This is a genomic window from Gelidibacter salicanalis (genome assembly GCF_016469035.1).
Taxonomy (GTDB): Bacteria; Bacteroidota; Bacteroidia; order Flavobacteriales; family Flavobacteriaceae; genus Gelidibacter; species Gelidibacter salicanalis_A.
Genome location: NZ_JAEHJZ010000018.1, coordinates 46,589 through 67,411 on the forward strand (window position 1 = coordinate 46,589; position 20,823 = coordinate 67,411).

Here is a 20,823-nt window from a genome sequence, read left to right on the forward strand (position 1 = left end):
AATGGCACAATATTCAAGAATTGAAGTCGCAACAGTAATGGCGAAAACTGGCTTAGTGCCATTATTTTACCACGATGATGTTGAGGTAAGTAAAAAAGTTTTAAAGGCATGCTATGATGGTGGTGCACGTTTGTTGGAATTTACAAGTCGAGGAGATTTTGCTTATGAGATCTTTGCAGAATTAAACAAATATGCCATTGCAGAACTTCCAGGAATGGTGTTGGGCATTGGGTCTGTTACGGATGCAGCGGCTGCGTCATTATATATGCAGCTAGGAGCCAATTTTATTGTTACTCCTGTGTTGAGGGAAGATATTGCATTGGTCTGTAATAGGCGCAAAGTACTCTGGTCCCCTGGTTGTGCTACCTTGACCGAGATTGCCAAAGCGGAAGAATTGGGCTGTGAAATTGTTAAATTATTTCCTGGTGATGCGTATAGCCCAGGTTATGTGAAAGCAATGAAAGGGCCGTGTCCATGGACAAGCATCATGCCTACAGGTGGCGTTGCGCCAACAAAGGAGAGTTTGACCTCATGGTTTGATGCTGGGGTTACTTGTGTAGGGATAGGATCTAAACTTATTGTGAAGCATAGCAGTGGCAACTTCGATTACGCCGAAATAGAACGATTGACGGCATTTTCCATAAAATGCATAAAGCAAATTAAAAGTTAATACTCATGCATCAAGCGGCAATCACACTTAAGAAAATTTCTAGACTCTCAGGGTATTCGGTTTCTACAGTGTCAAAAGCGCTTAATGATAAGAAAGACATGAGTACTGAAACTAGGGAAACTATTTTAAATATTGCCAAAAAGTACAATTATGTGCCGAATTATTACGCCATTGCTCTGCGTAAACAGCAAACAAAAACCTTGGCTGTCATTATTCCGCATAGTTCCGAGCAGTTTTATGGCGATCTTCTGTCTGAGATTCAAAATATGACTCCGAGCTTATTCGGGGCTAAACTAACTGACAGTCACTAAAATGTTCGTCAGTTTCTAATTTCTGAATTCGGAATAAGATTCTTGCCTTTGCCTAAAAGTCTTTTAACTTTTTCAGCCATTTGTCAAATTCAGTTGTTTTCTCACTAAAGAACATATGTATTGTATCTACTTGGATACAAGTCTAAGTAGAATTTCTGAATAATATTAGTTTGGATGGGTTTTTCAGTAGAGTGAGTTTAATTCTGAGCAGCAGTTGGAAAAAAGAGAAGTTGCCAAAACTACAGGCAGAACTGGCCACGGCAAAGATGGCACCTGAAATAAGAATACAGCCACTTTTGCACCGCTGGTGTCCTATCCCTATCTGTAAAAAAGGGAGATTGCATACGATTCCTGTTCAATGATCGTGGGCGTCCCGAGAATTGGCGAGTTTTACTAAAAGAATAGGAAATTGAATCTAAGCAACTAAAGATTATTCTGCAAATGCGGACTGGCTCTGCTATGCCCTAATTTTAAAATTAAACCATAAAAACCAGAGATTGTTAATCAAAATCACTAAAAAGCGGCAGAAAACCTTAGAAAACAAGCAAGTTTTGTATGTTTTGTCTACATCAATCAGAACCCAACTTCAACTATCATTCCCTCAACTTAACGTTTTACCCATAGACGGCAAATCAACCGGATTCGTCAACACAGGAGTCAGCTCTAGCCTATCGGCGAGCCGAATCCTTAGTTATTGTAAACTGGGCTTTTTTTCTCAGTTTAGTTTTTTAATACGTTGCGATTGTCAGTCCGCTGTTCTTCCCCTAACTCTAAAAATTTGCTTTAAAAATCACCTTTTTGAGTGGTAAATCGGATTTTATGGTCAGAACTTACATTAATTTCTATTCTTCAGGTCGTAGCTCTATTTCATTTTATCATTTCTAAATGCTCTCTGATTTCTTGAAAGTTATTTCTTGTTTCAACTCTTTCCATTTGTTTTAGAATATTGTTTTCAAAAATAAACTCCGTGGTAACTAAAAAGTCCTTAATCTTCTCTGTGTAGTACAATTTTTCTACTTTTTTGGCTTGCGTTTGCTGATATAGTCCTTTGTTCGTAGGCTGACCATATTGTTTTATAAAATCTTCTTTAGCAATGCCCAGATTATCAAATGTTGAAAATTTGCTATTTTCTCGTGCATCGAATGAATATTGAAGTGGCGCGCAGGAAAATACAGAAATCAAAGCAAGTATTAAAAGAATAGAGCTGCATCTTGAGAGAATACTTTTTCCGTTATAATTGTGTTTTTTGTTTTTCATTTTATTTTGACTTTAATTGTTTCCTATGTTCATCTTTACTCATAATTAAAATTAGTATAGCAATTATTGCTGACCAAAAATGGCTTTTTTTTGCCTTGTTTACAACAAAGATGTATATATAACACAAAGTAACGTATATATTACCTATGTACCCCATGCCATTTCTGTTTGTCGTTCTCAAATGTACCCGATTCCTGTAAAGAATCCAAGGCTCATTTCTTATTGTTCATATCTCAAATGTATCAATTTGGAATCTAAATATCACTCCGAGCTTATTGGGGCTAAAGTAATCCCTACCCAAATCTATTCCTCCAAAGGCGGACAAGCTGTTATGCCTATAGACGGCAAATTAACCGGATGCGTCAACACAGAATGCAGATCTGGCCAACTTAGCGAAGCGATCTCATGACTGAAGGGAGTAATCGGCGAGCCGAGTTCTTAGTTATTGGCATTAGTTATTTTTGTTAATCCAGTTAATAATTTTGTCCATTGCAATATTGTCAATTTCCCTAATTTCACTCTTATTTGATTTACTCCACTCTCCGTTATTTAAAGTTAAATAAGGATCCATATTTTCCAAAACTTCGACGGTTATAAATCTATTGTCAAATTCCTCAAGTTTCATAACTACATATTTCGCATCAATAATTTCATCTTTATTTCCAATTATATACAATACAGGAATTTTTATGTTTTTGTAATAAAACTCTGTATCTGTTTTTATAATATCAATAAATTGAGAAGATAAATAAGCATCTGAAATATATTTTGGAAATTTTAATTTTTTCCTCACTTTTTCACACTCCTTTAGGATTTTTGAATAATCATCATATTTGTGTATAATGTAATTGAAGGTGTCAATTATTTTTTCCGTTTCTTCAATTGTCTTGTCTCTATTTTTGAAAAAGTCTAATCTCGAAACATTATTTTTAAATGATTCTCCTGGATTTACATGAGTAGACATCTGAATTAGAAAGTCAACTTTGATAGCATACTCAAAAACCCCAATCGACGCTATTCCTCCAAGACTGTGACCTAAAACCCCTATTTTTTTATGTTTTAGCACATCAATATTTCGTAAATACTGTATGCAAAAATTCAAATCATTTTTTAGTGGGCTAACTTTTTGAGTGTATTCGCCCTCGGATTTGCCAATACCTCTTTCGTCGAAACGGTAAACAGCAATATTGTTTTTTAAAAAATTTTCAGTTAGTTTAGGATGAGTATAACGTGTGTCTTTCCCGCTGCCTGAAACGATTATGATTACTTTGTCAAAATTTGATTTAGGAGTTATTAAAGTTCCAGAAAGTTTAATGTTTTCATTGGTATTTTCAAACTCTATATCCTGATAAATATAATTTTCCTTTTCATTTATTTCTCTTTCGTATTCCAATATAGTTTGGCCACTTATCTTAAAAGTCGAAATCCATAAAATAAGTAACAATGCTTTTTTCATAATTAATGTCAACAACGTTATAACAAACATGTGTTCATTATCCTGCCAATTTAAGATATATCGAACATCTGGTCAATTTATCTTTTATATTTTACTGAAAATCAAGCGGATTTTGAATTTGTTTGAAGCGGTAGCACTTAAGTGATAATTTAGAAGCTACCCAAGTGTACCGCCCCTTGTCCGTTTATTTCGAGCAAAGTGCTTCCCCTAAAATTCTTGGACATAATTCTAATGTTTCTGAGGTCCATTACGTGCCCCTCATTGGCGTAAAGTACCGGCAACCAGTTAAACGCTATTTCAACCTGCGACATTAAAACCTAGTCCGCTTTCTATCGCGCTACGAGACTCTACTATAGCGCTATAGGAGTGGGAGCAGGTTTGAAAAGGATATTTGCCAAACGTTTTAGGAATTTTCATGAACAGATGTCCGCTGATGAAAACAAAACCAATGGATCTTTAAAAAATAAAAAAAATATAAATTTTTCTTGGCATGGTAAAGTTCAGTATCTATATTTGTCCTCTATTTTTAACTAATCTAAATAAGAATAATGAAATACTTTTTCCTGTCGGGTCTTCTATTCCTTAGTCTCCATACATTTTCCCAATCTCAATTAACTGGTCAAATTAGAAGTGAATCGAACGAACCACTCCCAGGCGCTACCATATATCTGGAAGAATTACAAAAAGGGACCACATCAGATTTTAATGGGTTTTATACCTTACAGGATATTCCGGAAGGCACATGGACCGTAACAGTAAGAATGTTGGGTTTCCAAACCACAACCGAAAACTTAAAATTCACTTCTAAGGGTAATGAAACTTATAATTCGACTTTAAAAGAGCATTACGGTAGTCTGGACCAGATCGTCATTTCTGCCAGTAGGCAACCGGAATACCTCTCAGAAATTCCTGCGTCGGTTACCGTTGTAAATGCGGTAAAACTTAAAGAATTTGCGCAACTCACCTCTAATATCAATGATATCCTAGCCTTTACGGTTCCCGGGCTTGCCGTAAGTACAGGTACGTTTTCCAATTGGGGACAAACTTTAAGGGGCCGATCTTTATTGGTGATGGTGGATGGAATTCCTCAATCCACCCCTCTACGAAACGGACAATTGGGCATTAAAAGTGTCAACTCTAATGATATCAGTAGGGTTGAAGTCATAAAAGGTGCTACATCTATTTTCGGGAACGGAGGCAGTGGGGGCTTTATCAACTATATCACCAAAAACCCAAATACGTCAAAAAAAATAAGTGGGACCACCAATATTTGGGGCACTTCCCAACTTTCAGATGCTACTGATGCATTAGGGTTTGGGGCTTATCAATCTCTTACTGGGCAACTGGATAAACTAAGTTATTACGTGAGTGGAAGTGTCGAACAAACCGGAAATAAATATGATGCGAAAGGGGTTCCGCTTCTTCCAACCTACGGTTTTGACAATACAAATAGTTATAGCACTTATGGTAAATTGGAATATTTACTTTCTGAAAACCAAAAATTAACTCTTAACGGCAACTTTTACAAATCGCTACAAGATTCTCCTTTTGTTCCAGTTTTCGCCGACGTAGAGGTGTTAAATGAGGAAGGAGATTATATCTTGGAGCCCGGTTACGGTATTAAAGGTTCAATCCCGGGAGAGCAGCCTACAGGTTCTGAATTGACAAATGGACGATTAAAATATAATTTAAACGACATTTTTTCTGGAACAACGGATTTTGAAACTGACATCTATTATTCCAAAGCCAAAAGTATTTTCTTTTATTCTGATAAATTTGAAAACGGAGGCCAGTCTGTGGTCAATTCAGAAAAATATGGCTTGAGACCTAACTTCAATACTAGAATCAATACCTATGGTAATATAGATCTATCCTTTATTTATGGCCTGGATCTATTAAGGGATAAAACAAATCAGGGGCTCTTGGATGGACGACTTTGGGTGCCAAATATTGAGCTTGTGGGCGTGGCTCCTTATGTACAGACAACCATGAAACTAGACAGTAAATGGGTTTTTAAAGTAGGTTTGCGATACGATGATTTACATATGGATATTGTAGATTATAGCACCTTACCATACTCGCCTAAGGGCGATGGTAACTTTAACCCGTCGGTGTTTGTTCAAGGAGGTGCGCTAGCCTTCAATAATCTTGCATTTAATATGGGTGTCAGATATATTGAACATCAGGAATTTATTCCGTACGTCAGTTATTCCCAAGGGTTTTCTATAGCTGATTTGGGTTCCATTTTACGGTCTGCAAGCGCTGAAAATATTAATGATATTCAGTTAGAACCAGCAGTGACTAACAATTATGAATTTGGATTTATTTCAAAATTCAATAATTTGCGTATAGAGGCCGTAGGGTACTACAGTACCTCAAATTTAGGTACTGGAGTCGTATTTAATGATGCGTTAAATTCTTTTGTACCTTCTGTGCAACCTCAAAAAATATTTGGTGGCGAGCTTTCTGTTGACTATGTTTTTGCTAACAATAAATTAATTTTGGGAACGTCCTATTCTTATGTAGAAGGGCTTAAAAACGAAAAAGACGATAAAAACAACTTAAGTTATGTGGGTGGAGATGTCATCTCTGCTCCCAAATTAACCGCCTATGTAACCTGGAAGCCTACCGAAAGGATCAGTACAACCTTACACATGATCAATTTAAGTGATCGAAAGCGTTTTGACCCGTTTCAGGATGCCAATGGAAACTATGCTTTTAGACACACTGAGTTTCCTGTTGAAGGTTACACATTGGTCAATCTAACGGCCACATACCAAATAAAGAATAATATTGATGTCTCGCTAGGTGTAAACAACCTATTTAACGCGTATTATTTACCTGCAAGATCACAATGGGCAGCCCCATTACGAACTTTTACTGCAGTAGGAGAAGGGGCTAATGCCCGTATGGGTGTGACTTATAATTTTTAGATGTACTAATGGCAGTTATTTATGGACTGCCATTTATAAATAACGGGATGCATACCTAATCAAACCAATTCCTTGAAGCCTTTATCAAAAATAGTTAAAAAAATACATCTTTATTTAGGGTTGTCTTGCGGTATATTGGTATCCATTTCAGGCTTAACCGGTGCAATGTATGTGTGGCAGCCAGAGCTGGCTGCCGCCCTAAATCCAAAATTATTACAGGTAGAGTCTATAGGTATGGTTTCTGAAGAAACACTATTAAAAACTGCTTTTGCACTTTATGAAAAGCATCAGGACTCCGTAGTGAAGCTATTTCTCCCTTATCGAGAACAGCAGACAATTTCAGTGGTCTATACTAATGGGCGAACTCTTTATTACCATCCTGAAAACGGGATGGTCTTAGGACAAAAATCTGCTTCTATATCCTTTTTTGAGAACTTACTAAATATCCATCGCACGCTTGGAGTCCCAAAAGTTGGTAAATATATTGTTGGCGGGAGTGCTGTTTTATTTTCTCTCTTTCTACTGACCTCTGGACTCTTCCTATGGTGGAAAAAATACAGATCTAATTTTGGAAAAGGTGTCAAAATTAAATGGAAACGAAATAAAAAAAAGTTAAATTATGACATTCATAAAACACTTGGAATTCTTTTTTTAGTCCCATTAACTTTTATGGCCTTTTCAGGTGGGTATTTTACTTATAACACTTACTATAAAAAGGGTTTTACAGTGATGGATGGTTTTGCAGCAAACAGTAAACTGGATACATTGCTTCAAGAAAACGACCATTTCAGTGTAAAGACCTTACTCAACAATCCAGATGAAAACTATGCACTGCGAGCAATTTACTTTCCCGAAAATTCAACTGGCACCTATCAATTTAGATATATAAAAGAGCGAAAAGTTGTTCCTGGTCTTAGGAAAACAAAGGAATTAAAACTAGGGAACAATGGCGTAATCAGCAGTACGACCTCTTTTGAAAGCGATCTTTTGAGTGCACAAATAGTCGCACAAATGTACCCCATCCATACTGGAGAAATTACAGGGCTTTTAGGAAGAATTTTAGTTTTTATTTCTGGATTTGTTCCCGTAATTTTATTTATAACGGGGTTTAGATATTACTATTTTAGAACCTATAAAAAGAACAACGGCAAAAAAGAAAGAAAGAATTGACCTATATTTTGTATATGGTTCAAGGCACCGTAGTTTTTATTTTGGGTGTCTTCCTATTATAAAACCTAAGCTCTCTCCATATTAAAGGGCATTAAAAAATAAACCGAGTGTTACTTTTTGGTCTTCAAGTGAATAAAAAAATATGTTTAAAGTTTTTTATGACTTTTATCATTTTTTAGAAGCGATGGAATAGTTACTTTTTCCGACTCAAATTCACTTTCGATCTTATGAGTTTAAAACAGAGAATCAACGCGTTAAGGCAAGAAAAGAATGCTGTAATTCTTGCACATTACTACCAGCGTGATGACATACAGGAAATCGCCGATTATGTTGGGGACAGCTTGGGGCTTTCACAAAGAGCCGCTGAAACCGATGCGTCCATTATTGTGTTTGCTGGGGTGCATTTTATGGCAGAAACCGCAAAAATCCTAAATCCGACTAAAAAAGTACTATTGCCCGACCTCAATGCAGGGTGTTCATTGGCAGATTCCTGTCCGCCCGAAGCATTTTCAAAATTCATAAAAGCACACCCAGAGCATCTGGTGATTACCTATATTAATTGTTCTGCAGAAATAAAAGCAATGAGCGATATTGTATGTACCTCTTCCAATGCTTTAAAAATAGTGGAGTCAGTGCCTAAAGATAGGCCGATTATTTTTGCACCCGACAAAAATTTGGGCCGCTACATCAGTAAACAAACGGGACGGGACCTCTTACTTTGGGATGGTTCCTGTGTAGTACACGAGGCTTTTTCTGTAGATAAGCTCTTGGCGCTTTATAAGATCTATCCTGAATCAAAAATAATAGCCCATCCTGAATCAGAGGCCCATATTTTAGATCTTGCCAACTATATTGGTTCCACTGCGGGTATGATCAATTATGTAAAAAGCCATCCCCAAGAACAGTTTATCGTGGCCACGGAAGCCGGGATATTACACAAAATGCAACTGGAAGTTCCGACGACCCTTCTTATTCCGGCACCTGCAGAGGAAGACAACACCTGCGCCTGTAGTGAATGTGCGTTTATGAAAGTAAATACCCTTCAAAAAATTTATGATTGTCTCTTAAATGAAACACCACAAATTGAAGTTCAAGAGGACATCAGGCTGCGTGCACTGCAACCTATTCAAAAAATGTTGGAATTATCTAAATAAAATGGTCAAAACAAATTTTCTTGTGATAGGTTCGGGAGTGGCAGGGTTGACGTATGCCATTAAGATTGCCCAGAGGTTTCCTGAAAAGAACGTACTTATAGTCACCAAGTCAGATGAGCAGGAATCCAACACAAAATATGCCCAAGGCGGTGTTGCCGTTGTATTGGATTTAGAGGAAGATTCTTTTCAGAAACACATCCAGGACACCTTGGTTGCAGGTGACGGATTGTGTGATGCCGCTGTGGTTGAAATGGTCATAAAGGAAGGTCCAAAACGGCTCAAGGAATTAATGCTGTGGGGTGCCAATTTTGATAGTAATGCTTCCGGCAAGCTCGATTTAGGAATCGAGGGCGGACACTCGGAATACCGTGTCGTGCATCATAAGGATATTACCGGGTTTGAGATAGAGCGGGCATTGCTGCAACAAGTTCATACATTGCCTAATGTTACCGTTTTATCCTATCATTTTGCATTGGACCTGATTACGGAACATCATCTTAATGTTCCCAAATCTAAAACTATATCATGCTACGGGGCTTATGTAATGGATCAAAAGACAGGAGCGATACTTACGATAAAAGCAGATCGTACGGTGTTGGCATCGGGTGGTATTGGTAGGGTATATGGCCATACCACAAATCCGATAATAGCAACGGGAGACGGTATCGCAATGGCCTATAGGGCTAAAGCTGAAATTAAGGATATGGAGTTTGTACAGTTTCATCCCACGGCCTTGTACACTCATAAGGAGGGGAGCTCATTTTTGATTTCCGAAGCGGTGAGGGGTTTAGGTGGCATTTTAAGAAATAAAAACGGACATAGATTTATGCCGGATTATGACAAAAGAGCGGAATTGGCTTCAAGGGATATCGTATCCCAAAGCATCGATAACGAGTTGAAAAAATCAGGGGATACCCATGTCTTTTTAGACTGCACCCATCTAGACATTGCTGTCTTTAAAAACCATTTTCCGAATATTTATCAAGAATGTTTAAACCATAATATTGCTATAGAAAAGGATTGGATTCCTGTTGTGCCTGCTTCACATTATCTATGTGGGGGTATTGTTGTGGATAAAAACGGTAAAACTTCGGTGGCCAACCTATTTGCCTGTGGTGAGTGCTCACAAACAGGATTGCACGGTGCCAATAGACTGGCATCCAACTCTTTATTGGAAGCTTTGGTGTACGCCCATAATATATTTGAATATCACGCTGCGCATCCGGCAGTTTCTCTCTACACCGCCATCCCAGATTGGAATGATGAGGGCACAAGCATCCCTAAGGAATATGTTCTGATTCAACACAATCTCGTACGGTTGCAGGCGCTAATGCGGGATTATGTGGGCATTGTAAGAAGCAACAGTCGTTTAACAAAGGCTGTTAGGCATCTCGATCTCATTTACAATGAGGTTGAAGAACTATATAGAAGTGTAAAAATCAACACTGAGCTCTGTGAATTAAGAAACATGGTGAATGTGGCACATTTAATTATTGGCCAATCCTTGCAACGAAAGCATAATAAAGGGGGGTATTACAATGTGGACAATGTACAAACGGATAAAGATAGTCTGATAAAAGAGCTGTTATAGTCTTTAAAAAAACCTAAAATTCTAGCAATGCAAAAACATAAGCAAAATATGCTGCCTTTAATTTATTCCTGTTCAGGTTGTAGTAATGTGGCGCAATTGGCGAATGATATTGCCTTAAAAATAAATTCTGATGGTCTCGCAGAGATGTCCTGTATAGCTGGGGTTGGAGGTAAAGTCAAATCACTTGTTAAAAAGGCCAAATCGAATAGACCGATAATTGTTATTGACGGATGCCCGCTTCAATGTGCCAAAGCGTGTCTGGAAAACATTGACATAGAACCTACTGAACATATCATTTTAACGGACTATGATCTAAAGAAAACATATAACTCCCGTTTAAATTTAGAAGATGAAAGCGCTGTTTTTGAGCAGATTGTGATAAAAACTAAAAATATTCATTTAAGTGGATCATAAATTACTTGTAAAATTTGGTAGCTAGCTGTTATCGATTTCCACGATAATGACGAAGATGATAACATCTTAACTTCGCTCTGTAATGTTTTTGAGGCCATTGCGATAGAAAAAGCAGGTTTGCCTGTACCGATGAAAACGACTTCAGAATTTGAAATGCCCGTTGAATTTAAGGAGGCATTAGAAGATAATGCAGATTTAAATAATGCATTTCAATCTTTAACTCCAGGAAGACAGAGGGGTTATTTATTATATTTTACTGACGCCAAACTATCCAAAACTCGTCAATCCCGCATTAAAAGATTCTCGACAAAAATTCTTACAGGAAAAGGGTTGCATGACAAATAAGACTTTTGGTTAACGATAGCGGAGAGTAATGATTTTATTGGCATTTATATTCATTTATAAAACTTTAAAACAATGAACAACATCAAATTTAGTGGCGGAATCAATATCGCCTTTAAAATCCGAAATCCAAAAGATGACACAGGCGGGTGAAAGACTAGAGACTCAGAGTGTGTTTGCACATACTCATGAATGGAGTACAAAAAAAATGATCCTTCATTGCCATGATTCTATTCCACTGGAAAAAAATAATACATTGAAATATTTCCTTAAATTAGTATTATAAACTTAAAACAAAGACCATGGATACATTAAAGCAATTAAGGGACGAACTTACCTATGAATACACGGTTACTAAAAAATTCTTTGAGAATTATCCCGAAGGGAAAAACAACTATGCCCCACATGATAAAAGTATGAAAATGATCGAATTGGTTACGCATATCGGCTCAATCTTTGGGTGGCCAGTGGTCATGTTGGAAACTTCTGAACTCGATATTTCTGAAGCAGATCACACTGAAAAGGTAGAAAACAAGGCGCAGTTAAAAGCACTATTGGATAAGGAGTACAACGCTTCAATAGCAGCCCTTAAAGCGGCTTCAGAATCTGATCTCGAGCCTAGTTGGAAACTCACTATGAATGGCGAAAAACTGATGGAGTGGACAACCTATGGTGCCATTCGCCATGCACTTGACCAAATTACCCATCATCGGGCGCAACTAGGTGTCTACTATCGCTTGTTGGACCTTCCCATACCCGCAAGTTATGGTCCTTCCGCTGACGATCAGAGCTTTTAAACTAAGGCAAATTATTACTTAGAAATAGAATTGCTGAGGTAATTCTTATAAAAGGGGGGCAACAGAATGGTATCCCCATTTTGGTAGATCACATATGAAGTTTTGGTAATAAATTAACTGATGGTCATAAATATTCTTTATGCCAATGCTTTCCCGCGCGCTCTGATGTGTCTTTTTCGATGATATGGCACTATGCCTTAGTGGAGTTCAAATGAGAAAGACACCATCGGTTATATGACAACATATTGACCAAATTTCGAAGAAGTCCTTCAGCTATTGTGTTGCACTAAATTCTTCCCGATATTCTCACGGTAAAATCCTATCATTTGCCGTTTTTTGTTATTTTCATTTCTAAGATTGGTTTGAAAAGTCCTTATAGGATCAGTGTATTTGGAGAAGTTGAAGGTTAAATGTCACTATGGCGTTGATCATTAATTTGGCGTACCTGTATTATAATCATAGGAGTAAAATCGTAAAAACTAAAGACATTTAACTGGTATATTTCTAATGTGTTCTATATTTTGTTTCAAGAAATTATTGATTCAATATATCCGTACTGACTATCTCGAGTAAAATGTTGGTGGAAAACACCAACAATGGCTAAATACCCACACGGATTCGTGCTTTAATATGCATGTGCTCTTACCAATAAATGTTACATTTATCGTGAAATACCTCAGTCTAATTACAGTTATGAAAAATTACATAGGTTTTGTCTTTATTATTTTGAGTTTTATGAGTTGTAAGCAAAGCGAAAACTCTGTGAAGCTTGAACAACCAAAAAACGACATAGTTATCGGGCAATTAGACAGTATGTATTCTACTATACTGGGCGAATCTCGTGAATTTTGGATCCACATACCAAAAAGTGCTAAAGACAACTCATCATATAAAACTCAATATCCTGTTTTATATCTATTAGATGGTCCCTCACATTTTAGTTCAGTAACTGGAATGATTGAACAGTTGAGTCCTGCAAACGGCAATATGAGTATTCCAGAAATGATTGTTGTGGGCATAGCCAATACAAACAGGTCTTTAGATTTTACACCATCACAAGTGGATATTGATTTTATATCCGGAGATAGTCTTCCATTTGCATCTGGTGGGGGAAACAAGTTTTTGGACTTCTTGGAAATGGAACTGATTCCACACGTTGAGAAAACATATCCGGCATCTCATTATAGAACCTTTGTTGGTCACTCTTTCGGTGGTTTGAGCGTCATCAATGCCCTTGCTGACAGACAACATCTTTTCAATAAATGCATAGCAATTGATCCAAGTTTATGGTGGGACAATCGCGCTTTTCTCATTGGCGCTGATTCCATATTGTCAATTCATAAATTTAAAGGTAAGGCACTTTATTTAGGCGTTGCAAATACGCTGGAAGCAGGAATGACCATTGATAAAGTTCAAAGTGATGGTGTACCCGACACCAATTTTACAGTTCATATCAAATCCATTTTACAATTTGCCGATTCTCTGGAGGTCAAAAAGGATAACGAACTATTATTTGAATGGAAACATTATGATAATGACGACCATGGCAGCGTGCCTCTTATTGCTGAATATGATGCGCTTCGATTTCTTTTTTCTTGGTATAAATTAGAGGGGGTCAATGATTTCTTTTCTGAAAATTCTACTTTAACAGCTGAAGACCTATTGAAGATAATTGACACTCACTATGCCAAGATTTCAGACAAATTTGGCTATACGGTAATTCCAACCGAGAATTTTATTAACTCAATAGGTAATGGATTTATGTATAATGAGATGCCTGACAAAGCCTACGCCTTATTAATTTTAAACATTAAAAACTATCCAAAAAGCGCGAATGTCTATGAAACCTTGGGAGATTATTACCTATTTCAATCTGATACCTTGAACGCCATAAAACAATTTAAAAAGGGATACATAATTGAGAATAAGGAACAATTAAAAATAAAGTTAGAGGCATTGGCACCTGAGCAGTTGTGAATTGATCCAAAAACAACCAAGGAGGTTAATTGTTGCTCATACAGCCTAAAAAGCAACAGGGTTGTAAGCCACACTGAAGATGTACTATCACAGTATTTGAATTATTAAAGAAGATCTTAAGCATAAAAAATATGAAAATTTATAGAGATAAGATTAAAAGCTATGATGCCAAATTACTTGACATAAGTAAGGTTTTAAATCGTCTGTCATTTCTTAGGTTATTTATTTTTGTCACTACGATTATCCTTTTGATATTCTTATTTAGTGTCAAATTATTTACGCTCTTTTTTATCGTTTTTCCTATTTCAATCCTGATTTTTATTATCGTTCTTAAGCATCATACTAAAATTGCTTACTTAAGAAAACATACGTCATTTCTGAAAAGAATAAATGAATTCGAAATTCTCCGGGAACAATGCAATCTGGAAGAATTTGATACCGGAAAGAAATTTAGTGATCCAAATCATCCGTATACATCAGATTTAGATATTTTTGGAGAACATTCAATTTTTCAATTAGTTAATAGAACAACTACAGAGTCTGGTGAGATCCTCTTATCAGAATGGCTGTCTGAAGCGGCACCTATTCATGGCATAAAGGACAGACAGGAAGCCATAAAAGAATTATCTCAAAAATTAGAGTGGCGGCAGGATTTTCAGGCCTCTGGCATGCACTTTCAAAATAAGAAAAGTGATTATTATAAATTGTTAAGTTGGGTAGAAGGACCTCTTGTTTTACTGAAAAATCGACGCATATATATAGCCGTTGCCCTACTACTTCCTGTTCTGTTTATATTTAGTGCTTACTTTTTTTATGTTAACTTGGGCTCAATAAAGGCGTTCATTTTCTTATCTTTTATGATCTTAGTTGTGTTGATCAACTATATGATTTTAAGAAAGTTAAATAGCATAGCCGAGAATATCTCTGAAACCTCAACTAAGAATCTTACAACGTTAAGAGGCTATCAGGCACTTATCAATAACATTGAAAGTGAAAGTTTCAAATCAGAAAGATTAAACGCTTTACAATCCATAGTCACAAAGGACAAATTTTCAGTAAGCAAGGAAATTAAAGGGCTTTGCCGTTTACTGGAGTTTTCTGAGCTAAAGACCTATAAAAAAAATACCACTGGGTGGAAATCACATGTATCAGTTATTAAATAGTTTCTTACTATTGGATATTTACTTGATTATTGCAACAGAAAAATGGAAATCAAAACATAAGGCGTTCTTAAAACCCTGGTCTGAAGTGGTTAGTGAATTTGAGGTGATCAATAGTTTTGCAGGATTTTGCTATTCAAACCCTTCCTATACATTTCCGGAAATTACAGAACGTGATAACTATGTACATTTTGAGGCCTTAGGACATCCCTTAATCAATTCCGAAAAACGTGTATGTAATGATTTCTTCTCTCAAGGACACGGTGATGTTGTGATGATAACCGGGTCTAATATGGCAGGAAAAAGCACCTATTTAAGGTCGGTAGGTGTTAACATCGTTTTAGCATTGGCTGGAGCACCTTGTTGTGCAAAAAACGGTCAGGTTTCTCACCTACAGCTCTATTCAAGTATGCGTACAGAGGATAATTTGCAAAAAGGGATTTCTTCTTTTTTTGCAGAATTAAGTAGAATTGAAAAAATGCTAAAATTGATAGAAAGTAGTCATAATGTATTCTTTCTTTTGGATGAGATGTTCAAGGGTACAAACTCAGAAGATAGACATAGGGGAGGTTTTTCATTTATCAATCAAATAAGTAAGCTCAAAACTTCAGGAATTATTGCAACGCACGATATTGAACTTGCAAAATTGGCTGAAAGAAGAAAGTTAGTTACAAATTATAGTTTTAATAGTCATATCAAAGATGATTCAATGATTTTCAGCTACAAACTCGATCCAAGAATATGTAATGATTTCAATGCCAGTGAGCTTATGAGAAAAAGTGGAATTAAAATTATATCTCATATTTCTAAAAGTGAAATCGAATAAAACCGTGGCCATATAACCTTTGTGATTATTGTCTAACTCCTTAAAGATTAATGCTTCTCATTGCGTTTTTTTGTGGCTTTCTTTTAATTTAGATCCATATAGGAAAAACCTCTGTGTATGGTTTGCTACAGTTTACGCAACCAATCGTGGCATTTTGGCTGATTTCTACTTTATTTTAATCATCGGTTTGGTAGTTACAGTCATTATAATCTTTGGAATGAACAGCCTTGAAATTGCCTGCCAGATAGTAACAATCTTAGCACCTTAATTTTTTTAGATAGGTTTTAGAAATGGTCTCCAGATTTATGATTCAAATGTATAGGGTCTCAGAATTTTTTATACTTCCGGACAAAGTAGATGTTAAATTGTTAAATTCGCGTAGTGGTAGTTTATATTCGATTTTTTAAATAGCAATCAATTTTTTCCTAAATCTCTGTGTAAATTTTAAGCTGTACTTTTTCTTTAAACTTCAATTAATATCGAAATTACTGAGATTGTAATTACCTATGGTTGCTATGGAGCTGAAATTAAATTCAAAAACCTCATTTTATGAATAGAATACTCAAGTTGACATTAATTGGTGTAATTGGGGCTATAGTGCTAATGTTGGCGTTAAAACTAGTAATGATTTTAAATGGTAACCAAGCCTATATTCTGCTTTTTAATTTTGATTATATTCCTGTAATCAATACTTTAAAACCGGTTTGGCTCTTTGGCTACATCTTTCATTTTTTAACTTGTATTATCAGCGTCATTGCGCTTTTCTATATTCTTGGTGCATTTTATAAAAGGATCATGATGTATGTGCTGGTCTACGCGATAGGCGGCGGTGCACTGTATTTTTTAACAGCGTTATCTGATCAGCCACCCGCACCCAACGATGTGATGGCGTGGATTTATTGGACCATTGCGCACGCCCTGTTTGGTTTTGTAGTGGGCTATTTGGTTAAAAAATGGATATAGATGATGAATACTTCAACGCTTCTTTTGGGGACTTATTGACCCTTTGAATTTTACTTTTCTTATCTGGCAGACTATTGAAACAGGTGGCATAGGTTCTGGTAATTTTTAATGATAGTAGTGTTGCTATCGCACCTTTTCATTTAAGTCCTGCAAATTGTTGAAAGCGTTGCCCATAGTATTGTTAAAATAGGCATAGACCATTTTCTCCTCTCCAATCCATTGTTTTATATATTGAGCATGTTCCATTAAGAATTTATCGCTGTAATTACCACGGTACCGTGGGTCTGGTCCATGAAAACGAAGATAAACGATGTTGCTTTTTATTTGATGCCATTGCAAAGAAGGTTCAGACAAGTCATGTAGCACTATGGTAGTGTTATGCTTCAGAAGCAATTTGCTTACTTGCGGATGGGACCAAGACGAATTCCTGAATTCTAAGCAAATGTTCCAAGGTTGGTTTTGTCCAATCTCTCCAATGATCTCCAATAATTTTACCAGTTGATCTAAATTATGAATAGTCAATGATGGTGGAAATTGCGCTAACAAACATCCTTTTTTAGTCCCAATATTGCCAACGACATCCATAAAATTAACGACATCTTTTACGGCAAACGCCAACCCAGGCGCATGGGTGATTGATTTTGAAATCTTGAATGTAAATCGAAAACCTTCAGGTACATCTGCCGCCCAATTGAGAACAGTAGTGGGTTTAGGCAATTTATAAAAGGTACTATTGATTTCGACACTATTAAATAGTGATGCATAATATTGCAATCGGCTTTTATTTTGAAACTCTGCCGGAAACTGAGATTTGTTGACCGGAAGGACCACGCCGCTGGTTCCGGAGTAGAATAAATTATTAACTGCTGACATAGCCATATATAGGAGTGTTTTTAGACAAAATACAAGACTTATTATAGAAGGGATTACTGATATCTCTTCAATTCCATAAAAAATTAATTGACATGTTCCATCAAACTTACATGACGCTTCAAATATAGGGCCGTTTTGCTTTGCAGATTGTTTGCAACCTTTTCCGGAGTTCCTGTCGCCACAATTTTGCCACCTTCATCCCCAGCACCCGGTCCTATGTCTATAACCCAATCACTATCTGCAATAACTTGCATGTCATGCTCTACTACAATAACCGTATTGCCTGCATTTACTAATTTTGACAGCTGAAGTTGTAGTTTTTCTACATCAGTAGGATGCAGACCTGTAGTAGGTTCATCTAAAATATAAATAGTATGTCCTTTGCTCTGACGGTGCAATTCTGTAGCGAGTTTTATACGTTGTGCCTCGCCGCCAGAAAGCTCCGTTGCAGGCTGGCCTAAGCGTAGATATCCAAGTCCAACTTCCTGCAGCACGTTTAAGGCTCGATTGATCCGCTCTTCGTCCTTAAAAAATTCCTGTGCTTCATTGACGGTCATCTTTAAAACTTCAGCAATGTTTTTTTTATGGTATTTGACTTCTAAAGTTTCTGCATTATAGCGCGTTCCTTTACACACGGGGCACGGGGCATAGACACTTGGCAAAAACAAGAGTTCCACCATCACAAAACCTTCACCTTCACAATTTGGACAACGACCTTTACCCACGTTAAATGAAAATCGGCCAGCGTTATATTGGCGTCTCTTAGCGAGCTCAGTAAAAGCAAATAACTTTCGGACCACATCAAACAAGCCGGTGTAGGTGGCAAGGTTAGAGCGAGGGGTTCTACCAATGGGTTTTTGATTGACCACCACCATTCGTTTGATATGTTCTGCACCTTCAGTAATGCTGCCACCTAAAGTAGGGATCGCCTCTTCTTGCAAGGCATCTTCAATGACCTCCTCTGTAGTGGTTTCCTTTCCTAAATTGTTTGAGAGTAATTCCACCAATACCTGACTGACCAAACTGCTTTTACCAGAACCTGAAACACCCGTAACACTAGTCAAAACTCCTAACGGGAAAGACACGTCCAAGTTTTTCAAATTATTTCTTGTAACGTCCTTTAATGTTAACCATCCCGACGGAGAGCGAGCAATGGATTTTTTATGCGGATGCTCATTAAATAAGTGAGTTCCGGTTTTGGAGCGTGCAACGTTTCTTAAACCTTCAGGAGGTCCGCTGTACAAAATTTCACCACCACCTTCACCTGCGTCTGGACCAACATCTACAATCCAATCGGCATGACGGATTACATCCAGTTCATGTTCCACCACAAAAAGTGAATTTCCGGAGGCTTTTAGTCCATTCAAGGCCTTTAGCAACGCTTCAGTATCTGCCGGATGGAGTCCAGCAGAAGGCTCGTCCAACACATACACCACTCCAAATAAATTACTCCGTACTTGTGTGGCTAGCCTTAAACGTTGATGTTCACCAGGAGATAGCGTAGGGGTGCTCCGCTCTAAGGATAAATAACCAAGTCCTAAGTCCATCAGAACATGGAGTCTGGCCACAAGATCTTCTGCAATACGTTGGGCTACGATTGCTTTTTCCTCATGATTCTTTGCTAATTTTTTAAGGCCGGGAGCGGTGCCATCACCATAGGAAGAGAACATAGCAAGCAATTTCTTTAACGGAAGTCGTGACATCTCCACAATATCATATCCTGAAAAAGAAATAGAAAGAGATTCAGGATTTAGACGTTTCCCATTACAGGTAGGGCAAGCGCTACTCAGCATGTATTGTGATACCCGCTTTTTCATCAGTGTACTTTGTGTGTTTGCAAAGGTGTGGAGCACATATTTTTTGGCTCCTGTAAATGTCCCCATATAACTAGGTTCCATCTTGTTTTTAATGGCGCGTTGCACTTCTTCACGGCTGAATCCAGGATAGACCGGCACCTTCGGCTTGTCAGTGGTAAATAAGATCCAGTCCCGATCTTTCTTGCTAATGTTTTTCCATGGAATATCCACGTCATACCCAAGCGTGGTTAAGATATCGCGAAAATTTTGTCCTTGCCAGGCTGAGGGCCAAGCGGCAATTGCTCTTTCTCTAATGGTAAGGCTATCGTCAGGAACCATGCTTTTTTCAGTCACTTCGTACACCTTTCCTAGTCCGTGACATTGCGGACATGCACCTTCAGGAGTATTTGCTGAAAATGATTCGGCGTATAAAATGGATTGTCCCGGCGGATAATCGCCCGCTCTGGAATAAAGCATCCGCAACAAATTGGATAGGGTGGTTACAGACCCCACTGAAGAGCGGGTAGTGGAGGAGCCGCGTTGCTGCTGTAGAGCAACTGCGGGAGGTAAGCCCTCAATTTGATCAACCTCAGGGATTGGCATTTGATGAAAAAGACGTCTTGCATAAGGCGATACGGACTCAAGGTAGCGTCGTTGCGCTTCGGCATATAAGGTGCCAAAGGCTAAAGACGATTTACCAGAGCCCGAAACACCGGTAAATACGACCAGCGCATCCCGTGGAATTTCAATACTTATATTTTTAAGATTATGTTGACGGGCGCCACGTAGTGTAACAAAACCTTTTTTTTGTGAAGCATGGTCATTGGGTTGATTCATAATAATAACTACTTTTTTTATATGGAGGATAACTTAATAAATACTTTTTTTAAAACTATATAATTGAGATACGGTGAAGCGCTTCAGCACCATAGAGAAATTTTATCTTACGTCTTGAATTCAGTTGAATGATGTCACACAGACAGGGTCAACGATTCATCAATGCTAACAGCCTATTGGCGATTAAAAAATGACAAATGTAAACAAACACTGAGAAGAGCAAAGATGGGTTTATTAAGTTTAAATAGCGCATTTGAAGTAGGTCCACTCAAAGTAAATTAGGAATAGGAGAAGAG

At 37.4% G+C, this 20,823-nt stretch carries 17 protein-coding genes and 1 pseudogene; 14 read left to right on the forward strand and 4 right to left on the reverse strand.

The features are described from left to right. The first annotated feature begins 1 nt into the window (after window position 1). The 3 genes and pseudogenes from JEM65_RS08175 to JEM65_RS23545 form a co-directional block, all read left to right on the forward strand. Window positions 2-670, forward strand: a complete 669-nt coding sequence (locus JEM65_RS08175; protein ID WP_199598458.1) for a bifunctional 4-hydroxy-2-oxoglutarate aldolase/2-dehydro-3-deoxy-phosphogluconate aldolase — start codon at window positions 2-4, stop codon at window positions 668-670. A gap of 5 nt (window positions 671-675) precedes the next feature. Further along, window positions 676-981 carry a LacI family DNA-binding transcriptional regulator gene (locus JEM65_RS08180; RefSeq protein ID WP_233530580.1) on the forward strand — a complete coding sequence of 102 codons (306 nt, stop codon included), beginning with the start codon at window positions 676-678 and terminating at the stop codon, window positions 979-981. 200 nt (window positions 982-1,181) lie between these two features. Next, a pseudogene (locus JEM65_RS23545) lies at window positions 1,182-1,408 on the forward strand (IS91 family transposase); the annotation flags it as partial. Between the two features lie 440 nt (window positions 1,409-1,848). On the opposite strand, the gene JEM65_RS08185 reads toward JEM65_RS23545, so the two are convergent. Continuing rightward, window positions 1,849-2,238 carry a hypothetical protein gene (locus JEM65_RS08185; RefSeq protein ID WP_199598459.1) on the reverse strand — a complete coding sequence of 130 codons (390 nt, stop codon included), beginning with the start codon at window positions 2,236-2,238 and terminating at the stop codon, window positions 1,849-1,851. A 451-nt stretch (window positions 2,239-2,689) separates the two neighbouring features. Continuing rightward, complete coding sequence (locus tag JEM65_RS08190) at window positions 2,690-3,694, reverse strand: alpha/beta hydrolase (RefSeq protein ID WP_199598460.1); 1,005 nt, start codon at window positions 3,692-3,694, stop codon at window positions 2,690-2,692. A 548-nt stretch (window positions 3,695-4,242) separates the two neighbouring features. Here JEM65_RS08190 and JEM65_RS08195 point away from each other — a divergent pair. From JEM65_RS08195 to JEM65_RS08245, 11 genes are all read left to right on the forward strand, one after another. Next, window positions 4,243-6,627 carry a TonB-dependent receptor gene (locus JEM65_RS08195; protein WP_199598461.1) on the forward strand — a complete coding sequence of 795 codons (2,385 nt, stop codon included), beginning with the start codon at window positions 4,243-4,245 and terminating at the stop codon, window positions 6,625-6,627. Between the two features lie 72 nt (window positions 6,628-6,699). Next, the gene (locus JEM65_RS08200; RefSeq protein ID WP_199598462.1) at window positions 6,700-7,797 is read left to right on the forward strand and encodes a PepSY-associated TM helix domain-containing protein; all 1,098 of its coding nucleotides are present in this window, start codon (window positions 6,700-6,702) and stop codon (window positions 7,795-7,797) included. Between the two features lie 227 nt (window positions 7,798-8,024). Continuing rightward, entirely contained in the window at window positions 8,025-8,951 is a 927-nt protein-coding gene (gene nadA / locus JEM65_RS08205; protein ID WP_199598463.1) for a quinolinate synthase NadA, read from the forward strand. A 1-nt stretch (window position 8,952) separates the two neighbouring features. Continuing rightward, window positions 8,953-10,542, forward strand: a complete 1,590-nt coding sequence (nadB, locus tag JEM65_RS08210) for an L-aspartate oxidase (RefSeq protein WP_199598464.1) — start codon at window positions 8,953-8,955, stop codon at window positions 10,540-10,542. Window positions 10,543-10,569: 27 nt separating this feature from the next. Further along, complete coding sequence (locus JEM65_RS08215; protein WP_199598465.1) at window positions 10,570-10,956, forward strand: putative zinc-binding protein; 387 nt, start codon at window positions 10,570-10,572, stop codon at window positions 10,954-10,956. 129 nt (window positions 10,957-11,085) lie between these two features. Further along, window positions 11,086-11,301, forward strand: coding sequence for a YdeI/OmpD-associated family protein (locus JEM65_RS08220; RefSeq protein WP_199598466.1), 216 nt, complete (start codon window positions 11,086-11,088; stop codon window positions 11,299-11,301). Between the two features lie 299 nt (window positions 11,302-11,600). After that, window positions 11,601-12,095, forward strand: a complete 495-nt coding sequence (locus JEM65_RS08225) for a DinB family protein (protein WP_199598467.1) — start codon at window positions 11,601-11,603, stop codon at window positions 12,093-12,095. Window positions 12,096-12,788: 693 nt separating this feature from the next. Then, complete coding sequence (locus tag JEM65_RS08230) at window positions 12,789-14,072, forward strand: alpha/beta hydrolase-fold protein (RefSeq protein WP_199598468.1); 1,284 nt, start codon at window positions 12,789-12,791, stop codon at window positions 14,070-14,072. A gap of 131 nt (window positions 14,073-14,203) precedes the next feature. Beyond that, a complete protein-coding gene (locus JEM65_RS08235; RefSeq protein WP_199598469.1) occupies window positions 14,204-15,235 on the forward strand; it encodes a hypothetical protein in 1,032 nt (343 codons plus the stop codon). After that, the gene (locus JEM65_RS08240) at window positions 15,216-16,058 is read left to right on the forward strand and encodes a MutS-related protein (protein ID WP_199598470.1); all 843 of its coding nucleotides are present in this window, start codon (window positions 15,216-15,218) and stop codon (window positions 16,056-16,058) included. The genes JEM65_RS08235 and JEM65_RS08240 overlap by 20 nt, the downstream gene beginning before the upstream one ends. Window positions 16,059-16,607: 549 nt before the next feature. Further along, window positions 16,608-17,021: a hypothetical protein gene (locus tag JEM65_RS08245; RefSeq protein ID WP_199598471.1), complete on the forward strand. Its 414-nt coding sequence runs from the start codon at window positions 16,608-16,610 to the stop codon at window positions 17,019-17,021. A gap of 123 nt (window positions 17,022-17,144) precedes the next feature. Here JEM65_RS08245 and JEM65_RS08250 read toward each other — a convergent pair whose 3' ends face one another. Both JEM65_RS08250 and uvrA read right to left on the reverse strand, forming a co-directional pair. Beyond that, window positions 17,145-17,900: a DUF72 domain-containing protein gene (locus tag JEM65_RS08250; protein ID WP_199598472.1), complete on the reverse strand. Its 756-nt coding sequence runs from the start codon at window positions 17,898-17,900 to the stop codon at window positions 17,145-17,147. Between the two features lie 77 nt (window positions 17,901-17,977). After that, window positions 17,978-20,527, reverse strand: a complete 2,550-nt coding sequence (gene uvrA, locus JEM65_RS08255) for an excinuclease ABC subunit UvrA (RefSeq protein WP_199598473.1) — start codon at window positions 20,525-20,527, stop codon at window positions 17,978-17,980. Window positions 20,528-20,823 lie beyond the last annotated feature (296 nt).

Bases quoted from the DNA above. Each gene is read 5' to 3' on its own strand.
- JEM65_RS08175 (WP_199598458.1), top strand. From the start codon at position 2: ATGGCACAATATTCAAGAATTGAAGTCGCAACAGTAATGGCGAAAACT.
- JEM65_RS08180 (WP_233530580.1), top strand. From the start codon at position 676: ATGCATCAAGCGGCAATCACACTTAAGAAAATTTCTAGACTCTCAGGG.
- JEM65_RS08185 (WP_199598459.1), bottom strand. From the start codon at position 2,238: ATGAAAAACAAAAAACACAATTATAACGGAAAAAGTATTCTCTCAAGA.
- JEM65_RS08190 (WP_199598460.1), bottom strand. From the start codon at position 3,694: ATGAAAAAAGCATTGTTACTTATTTTATGGATTTCGACTTTTAAGATA.
- JEM65_RS08195 (WP_199598461.1), top strand. From the start codon at position 4,243: ATGAAATACTTTTTCCTGTCGGGTCTTCTATTCCTTAGTCTCCATACA.
- nadA (WP_199598463.1), top strand. From the start codon at position 8,025: ATGAGTTTAAAACAGAGAATCAACGCGTTAAGGCAAGAAAAGAATGCT.
- nadB (WP_199598464.1), top strand. From the start codon at position 8,953: ATGGTCAAAACAAATTTTCTTGTGATAGGTTCGGGAGTGGCAGGGTTG.
- JEM65_RS08215 (WP_199598465.1), top strand. From the start codon at position 10,570: ATGCAAAAACATAAGCAAAATATGCTGCCTTTAATTTATTCCTGTTCA.
- JEM65_RS08220 (WP_199598466.1), top strand. From the start codon at position 11,086: ATGAAAACGACTTCAGAATTTGAAATGCCCGTTGAATTTAAGGAGGCA.
- JEM65_RS08225 (WP_199598467.1), top strand. From the start codon at position 11,601: ATGGATACATTAAAGCAATTAAGGGACGAACTTACCTATGAATACACG.
- JEM65_RS08230 (WP_199598468.1), top strand. From the start codon at position 12,789: ATGAAAAATTACATAGGTTTTGTCTTTATTATTTTGAGTTTTATGAGT.
- JEM65_RS08235 (WP_199598469.1), top strand. From the start codon at position 14,204: ATGAAAATTTATAGAGATAAGATTAAAAGCTATGATGCCAAATTACTT.
- JEM65_RS08240 (WP_199598470.1), top strand. From the start codon at position 15,216: ATGTATCAGTTATTAAATAGTTTCTTACTATTGGATATTTACTTGATT.
- JEM65_RS08245 (WP_199598471.1), top strand. From the start codon at position 16,608: ATGAATAGAATACTCAAGTTGACATTAATTGGTGTAATTGGGGCTATA.
- JEM65_RS08250 (WP_199598472.1), bottom strand. From the start codon at position 17,900: ATGGCTATGTCAGCAGTTAATAATTTATTCTACTCCGGAACCAGCGGC.
- uvrA (WP_199598473.1), bottom strand. From the start codon at position 20,527: ATGAATCAACCCAATGACCATGCTTCACAAAAAAAAGGTTTTGTTACA.